The 14,672-nt window shown below is 57.8% G+C and carries 13 protein-coding genes and 1 tRNA gene; 6 read left to right on the plus strand and 8 right to left on the minus strand.

The window, feature by feature from the left end:
• Nucleotides 1–25: 25 nt before the first annotated feature.
• The 4 genes from dcm to NE623_RS14055 all read right to left on the minus strand — a co-directional run bounded on the left by dcm (nt 26) and on the right by NE623_RS14055 (nt 2,988).
• Nucleotides 26–1,180 (minus strand): DNA (cytosine-5-)-methyltransferase, encoded by a 1,155-nt coding sequence (gene dcm, locus NE623_RS14040; protein WP_256273439.1) that lies wholly within the window; start codon nt 1,178–1,180, stop codon nt 26–28.
• 183 nt (nt 1,181–1,363) lie between these two features.
• Nucleotides 1,364–1,636, minus strand: coding sequence for a plasmid segregation centromere-binding protein ParR (locus tag NE623_RS14045; protein WP_256273438.1), 273 nt, complete (start codon nt 1,634–1,636; stop codon nt 1,364–1,366).
• Nucleotides 1,633–2,562 (minus strand): ParM/StbA family protein, encoded by a 930-nt coding sequence (locus NE623_RS14050; RefSeq protein ID WP_256273437.1) that lies wholly within the window; start codon nt 2,560–2,562, stop codon nt 1,633–1,635. The genes NE623_RS14045 and NE623_RS14050 overlap by 4 nt, the downstream gene beginning before the upstream one ends.
• Nucleotides 2,563–2,911: 349 nt before the next feature.
• Nucleotides 2,912–2,988, minus strand: a tRNA-Arg gene (locus NE623_RS14055).
• A 387-nt stretch (nt 2,989–3,375) separates the two neighbouring features.
• Here NE623_RS14055 and NE623_RS14060 point away from each other — a divergent pair.
• The 5 genes from NE623_RS14060 to NE623_RS14080 all read left to right on the plus strand — a co-directional run bounded on the left by NE623_RS14060 (nt 3,376) and on the right by NE623_RS14080 (nt 9,392).
• A complete protein-coding gene (locus NE623_RS14060) occupies nt 3,376–4,293 on the plus strand; it encodes an ABC transporter permease (RefSeq protein ID WP_256273436.1) in 918 nt (305 codons plus the stop codon).
• A 15-nt stretch (nt 4,294–4,308) separates the two neighbouring features.
• Nucleotides 4,309–5,358, plus strand: coding sequence for an ABC transporter permease (locus NE623_RS14065; protein WP_256273435.1), 1,050 nt, complete (start codon nt 4,309–4,311; stop codon nt 5,356–5,358).
• A gap of 20 nt (nt 5,359–5,378) precedes the next feature.
• On the plus strand, nt 5,379–6,377 hold the full coding sequence (locus NE623_RS14070; RefSeq protein ID WP_256273434.1) for an ABC transporter ATP-binding protein: 999 nt from the start codon (nt 5,379–5,381) through the stop codon (nt 6,375–6,377).
• The gene (locus tag NE623_RS14075; RefSeq protein ID WP_256273433.1) at nt 6,377–7,366 is read left to right on the plus strand and encodes an ABC transporter ATP-binding protein; all 990 of its coding nucleotides are present in this window, start codon (nt 6,377–6,379) and stop codon (nt 7,364–7,366) included. The genes NE623_RS14070 and NE623_RS14075 overlap by 1 nt, the downstream gene beginning before the upstream one ends.
• A gap of 298 nt (nt 7,367–7,664) precedes the next feature.
• Nucleotides 7,665–9,392 carry a peptide ABC transporter substrate-binding protein gene (locus NE623_RS14080; protein ID WP_256273432.1) on the plus strand — a complete coding sequence of 576 codons (1,728 nt, stop codon included), beginning with the start codon at nt 7,665–7,667 and terminating at the stop codon, nt 9,390–9,392.
• A gap of 154 nt (nt 9,393–9,546) precedes the next feature.
• Here the strand turns inward: NE623_RS14080 and argF are convergent, their stop codons facing one another.
• Nucleotides 9,547–10,533: an ornithine carbamoyltransferase gene (gene argF, locus NE623_RS14085; RefSeq protein WP_256273431.1), complete on the minus strand. Its 987-nt coding sequence runs from the start codon at nt 10,531–10,533 to the stop codon at nt 9,547–9,549.
• A 134-nt stretch (nt 10,534–10,667) separates the two neighbouring features.
• On the opposite strand from argF, the gene NE623_RS14090 reads away from it, so the two are divergent.
• Nucleotides 10,668–11,909: a DNA polymerase Y family protein gene (locus tag NE623_RS14090; RefSeq protein WP_256273430.1), complete on the plus strand. Its 1,242-nt coding sequence runs from the start codon at nt 10,668–10,670 to the stop codon at nt 11,907–11,909.
• 269 nt (nt 11,910–12,178) lie between these two features.
• Here NE623_RS14090 and NE623_RS14095 read toward each other — a convergent pair whose 3' ends face one another.
• From NE623_RS14095 to NE623_RS14105, 3 genes are all read right to left on the minus strand, one after another.
• Nucleotides 12,179–12,781 carry a hypothetical protein gene (locus NE623_RS14095; protein WP_256273429.1) on the minus strand — a complete coding sequence of 201 codons (603 nt, stop codon included), beginning with the start codon at nt 12,779–12,781 and terminating at the stop codon, nt 12,179–12,181.
• The gene (locus NE623_RS14100) at nt 12,778–13,338 is read right to left on the minus strand and encodes an RNA polymerase sigma factor (protein WP_256273428.1); all 561 of its coding nucleotides are present in this window, start codon (nt 13,336–13,338) and stop codon (nt 12,778–12,780) included. The genes NE623_RS14095 and NE623_RS14100 overlap by 4 nt, the downstream gene beginning before the upstream one ends.
• An 85-nt stretch (nt 13,339–13,423) precedes the next feature.
• Nucleotides 13,424–14,365, minus strand: coding sequence for a magnesium transporter CorA family protein (locus NE623_RS14105; protein ID WP_256273427.1), 942 nt, complete (start codon nt 14,363–14,365; stop codon nt 13,424–13,426).
• Nucleotides 14,366–14,672: the final 307 nt, after the last annotated feature.

The following is a 14,672-nucleotide window of genomic DNA, read 5'->3' on the forward strand; positions in this document are numbered from 1 at the left end:
ACAGCCAAAATACTGGTCACGGAAATCAAGGGGCAAGCGCCTCACCCCGCAGTTCTGCGTCCATGGCTGCAATTCTCCGCCCGATGGCTTCCACCACATGGACTGTCACGCCGTTGCCAGCCTGCTTGTAGGCTTGGTTATCGCTTTGAATGGTAAGTACCGTGTCGATGCGGTCATCCGCCCATCCTTGCAGCCGTAGACATTCGCGCGGTGTCAGGCGGCGGATGCGACCTTCGTACAGAACACCGTGACGGTCTTTTGTGGTAAGTGTATGCATGGGTGCGCCAGGCTTACCGGTGCGTTCGGTGTTGCGGGCGAGGTCGGACTTGATGGGATTTTTGACCGGGTGAACTTCAACAGTGCCTTGTTGGCAGTCCGTTGTAAGTGTATGCGCAATCTCTTTACCAACCCGTCCGCGCCGACTGTTGACTGTGGCGTAGCTTAGGTCGATGCTGTCACCGACCTGTGCCATCTGGTAGCCGGTTTTTGTGGCGCACTTGATTGGTACGCTCACCTCATACAGCCCGGTTTTGCCACCGAAGCCACCCGGATTGGCAGCCAGCGTACAGCTTAATCCTTCGGGGGAGTAGACTCGTTCTCCTTGGTGACCGCCGTGGGTTTGAATAAGAGAACCTCCTGTTGTTTCGGTGAAAGGAAATACTTTTCCTCTACATCGTTCATCAAGATATCCGACAATGTACACGCGGTTTCTTGATTGGGGGACGCCGAAATCTTTGCTGTTAAGACATTGCCATTCCACGCCATACCCCAGTCTGTCCAACGTGTTGAGGATTGTCGCAAATGTCCGCCCTCCGTCATGAGATAACAGGCCGGGTACATTTTCAAACAGCAGATACGAAGGCTTCCTGGCTTCAGCCAATCGGGCCAGTTCAAAGAAGAGAGTGCCGCGTGGATCTCCGAATCCTTTTCGGGAGCCTGCAATGCTGAAAGTCTGGCAAGGAAATCCGCCGCAGAGCAGCTGGAAGTCCGGTATGGTGCTGGGGTCGGCTTTTCGGGCATCTTCAATGAACCACTCTCCCTTCGTGTCAAACAGGGCGTTGTAACTGCGGTTGGCGTATTTGTCGATTTCGCAGTGTCCTACGCATTCAAATCCTCCGGCAAGGGTCAGTCCTTCGCGGAAACCGCCGATGCCGGAGAACATATCCACGAACTTGATCAAGGGCACAACTCCCGATGGGGATGTTTGCCGGATCTGCGAAGGTGCTTAATAGGCGCCCCTCATCAAAAACAAAAGCAGCCCGTCATAGGCTGCACCAAACAAGATTTTTTTACCGTTCATAATGTATAAACCTCCTTTTTCCTTCTGCTTTTCTACCTATTATTAAAACATTGGAATCACCCCCTACAGTGAATTCAGGAAATCGAGCGCAGAGTCTGGTATAGCATTCTCTGACAGTGGGCTTGGAACAGCGTTGGTTATGTTGACTGCCTGCAACTCCTCCCGCACCACCTTGCGGATGCTTTTCTCCAGCCTATTTGTCTGTTCTGCCGCAAGGATGCTCTGCACCAGAAACTCTTTGCGTTTGGCAGGCGGCATCTGTTGCAGCAACGCCCACGCGCGGCAGTGTTGCGGTTCATTGAGGTTCGGGCGGAAAACATATTGCGGTCGTTTCATACCTCGCTTTTGCGGCGCGACACGGCGGCCAACGCACGCTCGAATCCGACCGCGTTCACCTTGTCGTCCAGCAGGAAAATCGTCTTACAAAGGCCGTCTTTGGGACTTAGGTGGCGGCTCACCACCGATGCGCCTCCGCCTAATAGCACGGCGGGGATGGCGTGCAAATCGAATCCCGCTTCCATTGTGGCAGACAGAAGATGCTCTGTGTACTTGCGACCTTGTTTGTTCACAATGTCGCGCACCGTATCGCTGACCGTGCAGGGGTGACCCGCCAGCATATTTTCGATTTGGGCATCCGTGAGGGACAGCCCGGTTTCACGCCGCACCTGCTCCCGGATGTCATCTACACAGCGGATCATGCCGAGCTCCAAGCTGTGCGCAGTGTCAGCAGCAGGGATGGCGTTGTCGATGCGCATAAGGTCCACTGTCCAGCCGCCCAAATCCATGAGGAGCATTGATGGCTCGTCCTGCAACAGCCCGGTTTCGGTCATAAGGGCGGCGTAGCCTTGGGGGAAGATGGCAACTTCTTCGATGGTGATGCTGTACTCCACGCCCTCGAAGCGGAAATTCACGGGCTGGTTGTTTCGCAGCAGATAATCTTTGAACTTGGGTTTGTCGCGCCCAAAGCTGGTCAGCGGCAGACCCGCCGCAATGCGCACCGAGCATTCGGGCGGCAAACCGCGTTGCTGAATCTCCTTTACGATAGCTGCCAGTGTCAGCAGGTAGTAGTTGTCGTTTACGGTCTTGTCCCGCTGGATAGGCTGCCGCCCGGAGCCACAAACAAAAAAGCACCCGCCAAACTCTAAGAGTCCTTGGCGGGTGTAGGGTTCGTGTTCTCCGTAGCTTGTCAACCCAGCCGGGAATGAACAGTGGGCTGTTTTGATAGCATAGTAGCCGTGGTCGATGCCGATAATGATGCTCATAGTGGAAATCCTCCTTATTATAATAGGTATAAAATGGAAAACCTGAAAACAAACTGAAAACTGTCGGAAAAATCAAAAAATCCCCGCAGCCAACAGGAAATTGGCTACGGGGGAATTGAAAAGATTCTGAAAACAGCAGAAAAAAGTTGAAATTTTTGCTGAAAAACTGCAAAAGCGGGCGGCAGGGGAGGGGAAAACTGTCCCAAACTGCCCAACAAAAAAGTCCAACCGCTTTAAAACGGTTGGACATCTCTATAAAACGCACTTTGAAAATCGGTCATCGACTTTGCTAATTTTGTGCGATGCAACAAAGAAAAAAGCCTGTGACATTCTTTATGTCACAGGCTCTTGGTGCGCCGGAAGGGACTCGAACCCCCGACCTTCTGATTCGTAGTCAGACACTCTATCCAGCTGAGCTACCGGCGCATATTCTCTTGTGCGTTCCCGCTGAGAACGTGTATTATTATATCGCCGGGGAGGAGGAAAGTCAAGCGCTTTTTCAAAAAAACTTTTAAAAAACTTTAAATGGGCATCTTTACTGAAATTTCGCGGCAAAGACCCCGGCGTTTTCGGCTGTTTGTTGTTGATTGTTGTGCAACAGAGAATTGACAAATACTTTGCAACATTTTATAATAGTACTAGATTTCGGATTACGAACGATGGTGTTTGCAATCGCAGCCACCATCGGCTTTTTTATTCCCTCGCGTGTCCACAGCGTACGCACAGATGCGCGTGCATAATACAGAGCATTAAACAGATAAACCGAATCGACCCCAATTTGTATTCCAATAAGAAACGGAGTGGCACTCAATCATGGCGAAGTACATCGTCAAGCGCGTGGCAATGGGCATTTTCAGCGTGTTCATTGTTGCGACCCTTACCTTTTTCATCATGAACCTGGTCCCCGGCGGCCCGTTCGTGGCGGAAAAGTCCATCAGCAAAGCAGCCCAGCAGGCTCTGGCCGAAAAATACGGCCTCGATAAGCCCCTCGGCGTGCAGTACCTTAATTATATGAACAGCCTGATCCATGGCGATATGGGCCTGAGCCTGAAACAGCGCGGCCGTACCGTCAACCAGATCATCTTCTCCAAGCTGCCGGTTTCGGCCCGCACCGCCGGTCTGGCTGTGGTCGTCGCGCTCTGCGTCGGCATTCCGCTGGGCTGTCTGTCCGCGTATAACCGAGGGAAGTGGGCCGATAATCTGATCATCGTGTTTGCCACTTGCGGCATCGCCATCCCGAGCTTTATCTCAAGCGTCGTGCTTTTGTACACCTTCGGCATGAACCTGAAGCTCCTGCCCACCGTCGGCCTGAATGAACCGGCGGCCTACATCATGCCCGTGACGGCGCTGGCGATTTATCCCACCGCTTACATCACCCGCCTGATGCGCTCCAGTCTGCTGGACGTCATGGGTCAGGACTACATGCGCACCGCCCGCGCCAAGGGTGTTTCCAGTGTGAAGATCCTCTTCAAGCACGCGCTGCGCAACGCCATTCTGCCCGTTGTCACCTATGTCGGCCCGATGCTGGCCGGTCTGATGACCGGCTCCTTCGTCGTGGAGAAAATCTTCTCCATCCCGGGTCTGGGCCGCGACTTTGTGTCCGCCATCACCAACCGTGACTACATGATGATCATGGGCACCACCATTCTGCTGGCCGCCCTCGTCATTGTGGCCAATGTGGTCGTTGATATTCTGTACAAGATCATCGACCCGCGCATCAAGCTGAAGTAAGGAGGAGCAGACAAAATGGAAAATCTGAAAAAGAATCCGTTGAGCCTGCAACTCAACGTGGAGGATTTCGCCCCCGCATCCAACGAGGAGAAAAAGAGCCTTGTCATCATGCGCGAGAGCGTCAACTTCTGGAAGGACGGTATGCGCCGTCTGCGCAAAAACAAGATCGCCATGGTCAGCCTGGTCGTCATCCTGCTCATCGCGTTTATGGCCTATGTTCTGCCGTCCCTGTGGCCCTACAGCTATGAGCTGCAGATCAAGGGCAGCAACAACCTTGCTCCGTTCGAGTATTCTGCCGCCGAGCAGAAGCTCATCGACGCGGGCGAGAAGGTCTTTCCGCATATTCTCGGCACCGACCGTATGGGCCGTGACTTTGCCGTGCGTGTCATGATGGGCACCCGCGTCTCCCTGTCCGTTGGCCTGCTGGCCTCTGTGCTGGTCCTGCTCATCGGCGCGACCTACGGCGCCATCTCCGCATTTGCGGGCGGCTGGATCGATAACATCATGATGCGTATTACCGATATTCTCTACACCATCCCCGACATCCTGCTCATCATCCTGCTGGCCATGGCCATCAAGGAACCGCTGGAGAGCCTGGCCACCAAGCCCGGCTTCGGCTGGATGCAGAAGCTCGGCCCCAACATGGTGTCCATCTTCATCATCTTCGCGTTGCTGTACTGGGTCGGCATGGCGCGTATCGTCCGCTCTCAGGTCCTGACGCTGAAGGAGAGCGAGTACGTCACCGCCGCCCGCGCGCTGGGTGCCTCCGGCGGCCGCATCATCAAGAAGCATCTGCTGACGAACTGCATGGGCACCCTGATCGTCACCACCACCCTGCAGATCCCGTCCTCCATCTTTACCGAGAGCTACCTGAGCTTCCTCGGTCTGGGCGTTGCGGCGCCCATGCCGTCTTTGGGCTCGCTTGCAACCGATGCCGTCAAGGGCATGAACACCTACCCCATGCTGCTGATCGCGCCCGCGCTGATGATCAGCATCATGATCCTTGTGTTCAACCTGTTCGGCGATGGTCTGCGCGATGCCTTTGACCCGAAACTGAAGAGCTAAAAGAGGGGAGGAGGAGCAACATGAGCGAAAAAATTCTTGAAATCAAGGACGAACGTCTGTCCTTCTTCACCCCCGCGGGCGAGGTCAAGGCGCTGAACGGCGTGTCCTTCAGCATGAACCAGGGCGACGTGCTGGGCATCGTCGGCGAGTCCGGCTCCGGCAAGTCTGTCACGGCCTACTCTATCATGGGCCTGACCGCCTACCCCGGCCGTCTGGTCGGCGGCACGGTGTGGTTCAACGGCCACCAGATTGACAAGATGACCGAGAAGGAGTTCCGCAAAATCCGCGGCAACGAGGTCTCCATCATCTTCCAGGACCCCATGACCAGTCTGAACCCGGTGTACACCATCGGCAACCAGATTGTCGAGGTTATCCTGCTGCACACCAAAAAGACCAAGCAGGAGGCATGGGCCCGCGCCCGCGAGCTGCTGGAGCTGGTCGGCATCAACGAGCCGGAGCGCCGTCTGAAGCAGTACCCGCATGAGCTGTCCGGCGGTATGCGCCAGCGCGTTATGATTGCCATTGCGCTGGCCTGTGAGCCGAAGCTGCTGATCGCAGACGAGCCCACCACCGCGCTGGACGTGACCATACAGGCCCAGATTCTGGAGTTGATGAACGATCTGCGCCACAAGCTGGGTATGTCCATCATTATGATTACCCACGATCTGGGCGTTGTGGCCCAGATGTGCGAGAAGATTGCTGTTATGTACGCCGGTCATATCGTGGAATACGGCACGACCGATGAAATCTTCTACAACCCCCAGCATGAGTACACCAAGGGACTGATTAACTCCATCCCCAAGCTGAACGCCGAGGAGAAGGAGCGTCTGGTGCCCATCGAGGGTCAGCCGGTTGACCTGCTGAACCCGCCCGCGGGCTGCCCCTTTGCACCCCGCTGCAAGAGCTGCATGAAGGTCTGTCTGAGCAAAATGCCCCCCAAGACCGAGCTGAGCGACACCCATTACACCTATTGCTGGCTGCGCCAGAAGGAAGAATTTGAGAAGGGGGGCAAAGCCTGATGAGCGAGAATCTCGTTGAAGTAAAGCATCTGCAGCAGTATTTCCCCGCCGGCGGCATGGGCAAGAAGAAGCAGTATGTGCAGGCTGTGGATGACGTGAGCTTTGCCATCCGCAAGGGTGAGACGCTGGGCCTGGTCGGTGAGTCCGGCTGCGGCAAGACGACCACCGGCCGTACCCTGCTGCGCCTGTATGAGCCTACCGACGGCACGATTATCTATGACGGCAAGGTGCTGTTTGACAAGAAGGAAAAAATTGCGGTGGATATGCTGCCCTACCGCCGCCGTATGCAGATTGTGTTCCAGGACCCCTATGCGAGCCTGGACCCCCGCATGACCATCGGCGACATCGTGGGCGAGGGTATCGACATCCACCACCTGTGCGCCAACGCCAAGGAACGCCATGACAAGATTATCTCCCTGCTGGAGCGTGTCGGCCTGAACAGTGAGCATGCCAACCGCTACCCGCACGAGTTCTCCGGCGGCCAGCGCCAGCGTGTCGGCATTGCCCGCGCCCTGGCTGTTGACCCGGAGTTCATCGTCTGCGACGAGCCTGTCTCCGCGCTGGACGTTTCGATTCAGGCGCAGGTCGTCAATATGTTTGAGGACCTGCAGCAGGAAATGGGCCTGACCTATCTGTTCATTGCCCATGACCTGAGCGTTGTCAAGCATATCTCCAACCGCATCGGCGTTATGTATCTGGGCAAGCTGGTGGAGCTGGCCGACAGCTTTGAGCTGATTGCGCACAGCGTCCACCCCTACACCCGCAGCCTGATTTCGGCCATTCCAGTGGCGGACCCTGTGACGGCCCGCCAGAGCCACCGCATTGTGCTGCAGGGCGATGTGCCCAGCCCGCTGAACCCGCCGAGCGGCTGCCGTTTCCGCACCCGCTGCCCCTACGCCGACGAGCGCTGCGCCGCCGAGGTGCCGGAGTTCAAGGAGGTCAGCAGCGGCCATTGGGCGGCCTGCCACCATCTGGATAAGGTAAAGTAAGAATCTGTCCGCCGACTGACTTCACTTGGCCTGAGACTTATACTTATACAGGGCGGCTCACCGCGGCCGCCTTGTGTTTCTGACAAAAGTGTGCGTAGTGGAGAAACATTCATTTGTGCGTCACAGAATTGTGCGCCGGTGAAACACAAACGGATTTTCTATCAAAACAGTTACAAAAGTTACAGAACACTTGCAAATGCCGCTTTAGGGTGGTAAAGTATAAATATTCACTCCGTTGGGGGCCGCGCCCCCAAGGGGGATTGGGTATAAAGTATAATGAATTTGGAGGGTATTCCACATGAAGATGAAGAACATTGCTGCCGTGGCTATGGCCGGCTGCATGGCTGCTTCTCTCGCTGCCTGCGGCGGCTCTGCAAGCTCCGCAGCCTCCACCGAGACCAGCACCGCTGCATCCACCGAGGCTGCCACCGGCGAAGAGAGCACTGGCACTGCCAACGGTTTCACTGTCGAGTACGGACCTAACCCCGAGACTCTGGACCCCGCGCTGAACAGCGCAATCGACGGCGCCAACACGCTGATCACTGTCTTTGAGCCGCTGCTGCTCATCGATCAGAACAACGAGGTCATCCCCGGTCAGGCTGAGAGCTACACTGTCAGCGATGACGGCCTGGTCTGGACCTTCACGATGCGTGACGGCCTGAAGTGGAGCGATGGCTCCGACCTGACCGCGAAGGACTTTGAGTACTCCTTCAAGCGTCTGGCTGCGCCCGACACCGCTGCCCCCTATGCCGAGACCGTTGTCGGCATGATCGACGGCTATGAGGATGCCGTCGGCAACCCCGATGCAGACGGCAACATGACCACCGAGCCTGACTTCGACGCCCTGAATGTCGTTGCCAGCGAGGATGGCAAGACCCTGACCGTCACCCTGAGCTACCCCTGCGCTTACTTTGACAAGCTGGCTGCCTTTGCCGCCATGAGCCCTGTGCAGCAGGCCACTGTTGAGGCCAACGGCGATGCATGGTGCACGCAGCCCGACACCTACGTCTGCAACGGCCCCTACATGATCACCGATTGGGTCCCCTCCGAGCGTATTGTTCTGTCCAAGAACCCGAACTATGTCGGCGGCTGGGATTCCTCCAAGATCGTTTCCGACACCATCACCCTGCTCCTGCTTGAGGATTCCAGCGCCGCCTACGCCGCTTACAACAGCGGTGAGGCACAGCTCGTCAAGGATGTTCCCACCGATGAGATCCCCAGCCTGACCAAGGCTGAGGACGGCGGCGACTTCTATGTTGACACTATCCTGGGCACCTACTACCTCTCCCTGAACGACCAGAAGGAGCCGTTCAACGATGTCAATGTCCGTAAGGCTCTGAGCCTGGCCATCGACCGTGACTATGTTGCCAACACCATCATGCAGGGCACCTACACCCCCGCTTACAACTTGGTCGGCCCCGGCATCGTCGATGAGAACGGTATGTTCTACGACAACGCCAACGGCGGCAAGACCTACATCAGCGAAGACTACGAGGCCAACCTCGAGGCTGCCAAGCAGGCTCTGGCCGATGCCGGCTACCCCAACGGCGAAGGCTTCCCCGTCATCGAGTACAGCACCAACGATGCCGGTTACCACACCCCCGTTGCTGAGTATCTGCAGCAGGCCTGGGGCGAGCTGGGCATCACCGTGAACATCAACAAGGTCGAGTGGGCCAGCTTCACCCCGCTGCGCCGCGCCGGCGACTATGACGCTTCCCGTAACGGCTGGGTCATGGACTACAACGATCCCTCCAACATGATCGAGCTGTTCACCACCGGCAACGGCAACAACGATGGTAAGTACTCCAGCGCTGACTTTGATGCCGCAGTCGAGGCTTCCAAGGTTGCTGACAAGAGCGTCCACTTCCAGAAGCTGCATGAGGCTGAGGACATCCTGATGAATGATTACGCCTGCATCCCCATTGCCTACTACAATGACTTCTGGCTGCAGAGCCCCTCTCTGAAGGGCACCTGGCACAGCCCCTACGGCTACTGGTATCTGCAGTACGGCTATGTTGAGGAGTAAGCTCCTTTAACCGCAAGCCTTCAAGGCACATCCGAAAGGGTGTGCCTTTTTGGTTTGCACAGCAAATTTTCACACCACAAAAAAAGGCGGAGCCTTCGCGCTGTATAAGCGAAGGCTCCGCCTGATTGGTTATTTTTACATGTATGCCCGGTGCTTACGCCCCCAGCGTGGCGGCCATGACGGCCTTGATGGTGTGCATACGGTTCTCGGCTTCTTGGAAAACGATGGACTGGGGGCCATTAAAGACTTCATCGGTGACCTCCATCGCGTCACGGCCGAACTTTTCGCCCATCTCCTTGCCTACGGCGGTCTTGTGGTCGTGGTAGGCGGGCAGGCAGTGCATAAATACCGCACCCGGCTTGGCCTTGGCCATCAACGCCGCATTGACCTGATAGGGGGCCAGCGCGTTGATGCGCTCCTCCCAGACCTCGACCGGCTCACCCATGCTGACCCAGACATCTGTATAGACAACGTCAGCGCCTGCTACTGCGGCAGTGTCCTCGCTCAGGGTGATGCTGCCGCCGCTCAGCCGGGCAAATTCCTGGCACTTGGCCACCAGCTCGGGGTTCGGCCAGTAGGCCTTGGGGGCGCAGGCCACAAAATGCAGGCCCATCTTGGCGCAGCCAATCATCAGGCTGTTGCCCATATTGTAGCGGGCGTCCCCCATGTAGGCGAACTTCAGCCCCTGCAGCTTGCCGAAATGCTCCCGCAGGGTCAGGAAATCAGCCAGAATCTGGGTGGGGTGGTACTCGTTCGTCAGACCGTTCCAGACCGGCACGCTGGCGTATTTGGCCAGCTCCTCCACAATGGCCTGCCCATAGCCGCGGTACTCGATGCCCTCAAACATACCGGAAAGCACCTGCGCCGTGTCGGCGATGGACTCTTTCTTGCCAATCTGGCTGCCGGTGGGGTCCAGATAGGTGGTGCCCATGCCCAAATCGTGGGCCGCAACCTCAAACGAGCAGCGGGTGCGGGTGGAGGTCTTTTCAAAAATCAGCGCCACATTCTTGCCGCGCAGCGTGTCATGCGGGATGCCGGCCTTCTTCTTGGCCTTCAGCTCGGCGGCTAAATCCAGCAGACCGCCAATCTCCGCGGGGGTAAAATCCAACAGCGTCAGAAAATCATGCCCTACAAGGTCCATACGAACACTTCCTTTTTGTATATATGCGATATTGCTGCATAAATATACATATAATTATACCACGTCCGATGCCTGTGCGCAAGGGGCAGTTTATGCTATAATAGAGAAAAAGCAAGGCGGAAGGGAGGCTCCCGATGGCGAAGATTTACTTTCATGTGGATGTCAACTCGGCGTTTCTGTCATGGTCGGCGCTCAAGCATCTGCAGGACGGCGATGTGCAGGACCTGCGCACGATACCCGCGGTGGTGGGCGGCGATGAAGCCAAGCGCCACGGCGTGGTGCTGGCCAAAAGCGGCCCGGCCAAAAAGTACGGCATCCAGACCGGCGAGAGCCTGTTTGCCGCCCGCGCCAAGTGCCCGGGGCTGACGATTGTACCGCCGGATTTTGACTTTTACGTGCAAAACAGCAAGGCGCTGATTAAGATTCTGGGCGACTACACGCCGGATGTGGAGCAGTACAGCATTGACGAGGCGTTTCTGGATATGACCGGCACCGAGGCGCTGTTCGGCCCGCCGCTGACGGTTGCCCACACCATCCGCCGCCGCGTCAAGCGTGAGCTGGGCTTTACGGTCAATGTGGGTATTGCGCCCAACCGCCTGCTGGCCAAAATGGCCTCCGACTTTGAAAAGCCCGACCGGGTGCATACCTTATATAAATATGAGATTGAAACCAAGATGTGGCCGTTGCCGGTGGGGGACTTGTTTGGCGTGGGCCCCAGTGCGGCCAAAAAGCTGAACAGCTTTGGCATCTGCACAATCGGGGACTTTGCCCGGCTGGACCGCGAGACGGCAACCCGGATGTTCGGCAGCCGCGGCGAGACGCTGTGGAACTATGCCAACGGCCGCGAGACCGACCCGGTGACCAAGCAGGGCAGCCGTGACAACAGCTACGGCAACAGTGTGACGATGCCGCAGGATCTGCCCCGGCCCGAGGACGCCGACGCCACAATGCTGGCGCTGTGTGACTCGGTAGGGCGGCGGCTGCGGGCGGACGGCAAGACCGCCCGGGTGGTGACGGTGCAGCTGGTGGACAACGCCTTCCGGCGTACCAGCCATCAGACCACGCTGCCCAACCCGACCAACTCAACCGACCGGCTGTACCATGTGGCCGCCGAGCTGATGCGCCAGATGTGGCCTGCGCGCCCGGTGCGGCTGGTGGGGGTCAGTGCCGAAAAAACCGGCGAGGACAACTTTGAGCAGATGGACTTCTTTACAGACGCCGCCCGCACCGACAAGCAGGAGAAGCTCGACCGCGCCGCGGACGCCCTGCGCCGCAAATTCGGCGGTGCCGCCGTGACCCGCGCCACGCTGCTGACCACAAGCAGCCGCAAGCCCGAAGCCCTCAGCGCCGCCAAAGAGCGGGAGAAGGGGAAATGATGGGGGGCGGGCATTGCCCGCCCGCAACGTGACCATTGCCGCCATTTTCCGGATCGCTCTGTAGGGGCGGCATATATGCCGCCCGCACGTTCCCCGCAAAATGCCGTTTATGGGTTATTTGTAGGGAGGGGTCTTGACCCCTCCGCGGGCTACCCGCCAACGATATTTTCCGGGAAACCGCCACGGGGCGTCGGAGACGCCGCCCCCTACAAACCGAACCATAAACGGCATATTGCCGGGAACCTGCGGCGGAGTGGGGTCACCCCGCCCTACGGCGCGGCTTCAAACACAACAAATTCCCCGTCAATCTCCACCACCACGGCATCGTCCTCGTTGACCCAATACGAATACCCGGCACCAAAATTAGAGCAGCCGTCCATATCGGGCAACACATCCGCTGCCACGCTGTCGGAGATCACGCCGTCCGGGTCGCGGTTAGCGATGAAATCAATCACCTTCAGCGACTCAAAATAACGCACGCCGTCGATCTGTACGCACCGTGCCAGGCCCAGTGCGATAGACGACTCGGCGGAATCCTTTGCTGCCCCCTCCTTGACGGCCGCGTCCCCATTGTCTGTCTGCGGCGCAGCGGCGCTCAGCATTGGTACATCCGGTGCGGGGGCAATCTCGGCGGCTTCCTCCGGGGCGTCGGCGGCAAAGGCGGCGGCTTCGCTGGTCATGTTGGCTTTGCGGAATCCGTCACTCTGCCACACGGCCACGCCGCCTAAAAACACGCAGGCGCACGCGGCCACGGCGGCAAAGCTGCGCCAGTAAACCGGCGACTTGCGGCGCTTTTTCAACGGCGCGTCGGCGGCCAAAATCAGGTCATCGTCCACATGGCCGATGGCCTCAAACAATTCACGTTCTGTCACAGCGCAGCACCCCTTTCCTGTAAGTATGCGGCCAGCTTGCCGCGGGTACGGTGCAGCGTCACCCGCACCTTGCTCTCGGTCAGGCCGTACCGCGCGGCAATATCTGCCGTGGCGTCGCAATACCAATAGCGGCGCAAAAATATATTGCGAGTTTCTTCCGGCAAAGTGCGCAGAAAATCGCTGATGATCCGTCCGGTTTCGGCGGCGTCAAAACTGTCCTCCACGCCGCCCGGCGCGGCGACGCACTCGGCCAGTTCGTCCAGCGGGGCACAGGTCTGTCCGCTGCCGCGTTTCTGGGCCGATGCCTTGTCAAAGCGGTCCAGCGCCAGATTGCGCGTGATGCGCCCCAGATACGGTGCCAGCCGTGCGGGGCGGTTGTCCGGCATACTGTTCCACGCGGCCAGCCAGGTGTCGTTTTCGCACTCCTCGGCGTCATGGGCGCTGTGCAGAATGTTGTCGGCAATTTTGCGGCAGTACGCGCCGAATTTTGCGGCGGTCTCGGTCAGCGCCTGCTCGTCCCGCGCCCAGTACAGCGCCACGATTGCGGCGTCCTCCATAGGTATGACCTCCTTTATATATAAGGTAGGGATTTTCTAGCCGTATGTTACACAAAACGCCTGCCTTTTGCGGCAGACGTTTGCATTACAGCATATGTTTTTTGTGCAGCACCCACGCCGCAAAGACGCACAACGCCAGCGTAAGCCCCAATACAATGGCAAACCCGGCGGTGGAGCTGGCAAAGGGCATACCCTCGGCCCGCACGTTCATGCCGTACAGGCCACTGATAACGGTCGGCACGGCCATCAGCAGCGTGATGCTGGTCAGGTATTTCATGGCGTTGTTCAGGCGGTTGTCCAGAATCGAGCTGAACAGCTCCCGCGTGCCCTTGATATCGTCGCGGTAGATGCTGGTCATCTCGATGGCCTGCCGGATTTCAACAATGACGTCATCCAGCAGCTCGCGGTCATCCGGGTACTGCTCCAGCCGCTTGTAGCGGGTCAGGCGGTCCAGCACGGTGGCGTTGGCCCGCAGACTGGTGGCAAAGTAGACCAGCGTGGATTCCAGCGCGTGCAGCTCCATCAGGTCGCTGTCCTTCAACTCGCCGGACAGGTTTTTCTCAATGGCCTGGCGGCGGCGGTCGATGAGCCGCAGCTCCTGCTGGTACATGGTGGCGGCGCGGTAAAGCAGCTGGTAGACGAACCGCATCTTTTTGCGGGTGGAGAAGCCCTTGACCCGGCAGGCAGCGAAATCCCCTACCACGGCGGTATCGGTGGAGCAGACTGTGACGATTAGCTCCTGCGTCAGCAGGATGCCTAAGGGAATGGTGGTGTACACGCCCTCTCCGGCGCCGTCCACCTTGATGGGAATATCCACGATGATAACGGTGTAGCCGTCCTCTAAGCTGATACGCGCCGATTCCTCGGGGTCAGTCGCGGCTACGATGTCGGCAGGCTCAATGTCCAGCGTGGTTGCCACCAGACGAACCTCCTCATCGGTCGGGTTGGTCAGGCAGACCCAGGCACCTTCATTCATATCATCAACACGCGTCAGACGCTTGTCCTGCGTGCGGTATAGCTTCATCATCGCAAACTCCACCTATATAGTATTATAATAGTAGTATAAGTCTTTTCCGTACAATGCGCAAGCGGAAGTTTGTTAGGGTGCTGGAAGATGGGCGGGAAGGCTGAGGGCAAAGCTCCCGCACGTTCCCCACAAAATACCGTTTATGGTTCCACTGTAGGGAGGGGTCTTGACCCCTCCGCCTGCTTCCCGCTAACTGCCGTTCTCCATCCACCACCATGTAGGGGCCGGGCACTGCCCGGCCCGGTCGTTCCCCAATAAATGCTGTCAACGGTAAACCACCGGGCCGATGCAAGCATCGGCCCCTACA

It is taken from the genome of Gemmiger formicilis (assembly GCF_024462815.1).
Taxonomy (GTDB): Bacteria; Bacillota; Clostridia; order Oscillospirales; family Ruminococcaceae; genus Gemmiger.

Bases quoted from the DNA above. Each gene is read 5' to 3' on its own strand.
- NE623_RS14045 (WP_256273438.1), bottom strand. From the start codon at position 1,636: ATGAAACGACCGCAATATGTTTTCCGCCCGAACCTCAATGAACCGCAA.
- NE623_RS14050 (WP_256273437.1), bottom strand. From the start codon at position 2,562: ATGAGCATCATTATCGGCATCGACCACGGCTACTATGCTATCAAAACA.
- NE623_RS14060 (WP_256273436.1), top strand. From the start codon at position 3,376: ATGGCGAAGTACATCGTCAAGCGCGTGGCAATGGGCATTTTCAGCGTG.
- NE623_RS14065 (WP_256273435.1), top strand. From the start codon at position 4,309: ATGGAAAATCTGAAAAAGAATCCGTTGAGCCTGCAACTCAACGTGGAG.
- NE623_RS14070 (WP_256273434.1), top strand. From the start codon at position 5,379: ATGAGCGAAAAAATTCTTGAAATCAAGGACGAACGTCTGTCCTTCTTC.
- NE623_RS14075 (WP_256273433.1), top strand. From the start codon at position 6,377: ATGAGCGAGAATCTCGTTGAAGTAAAGCATCTGCAGCAGTATTTCCCC.
- NE623_RS14080 (WP_256273432.1), top strand. From the start codon at position 7,665: ATGAAGATGAAGAACATTGCTGCCGTGGCTATGGCCGGCTGCATGGCT.
- argF (WP_256273431.1), bottom strand. From the start codon at position 10,533: ATGGACCTTGTAGGGCATGATTTTCTGACGCTGTTGGATTTTACCCCC.
- NE623_RS14090 (WP_256273430.1), top strand. From the start codon at position 10,668: ATGGCGAAGATTTACTTTCATGTGGATGTCAACTCGGCGTTTCTGTCA.
- NE623_RS14100 (WP_256273428.1), bottom strand. From the start codon at position 13,338: ATGGAGGACGCCGCAATCGTGGCGCTGTACTGGGCGCGGGACGAGCAG.
- NE623_RS14105 (WP_256273427.1), bottom strand. From the start codon at position 14,365: ATGATGAAGCTATACCGCACGCAGGACAAGCGTCTGACGCGTGTTGAT.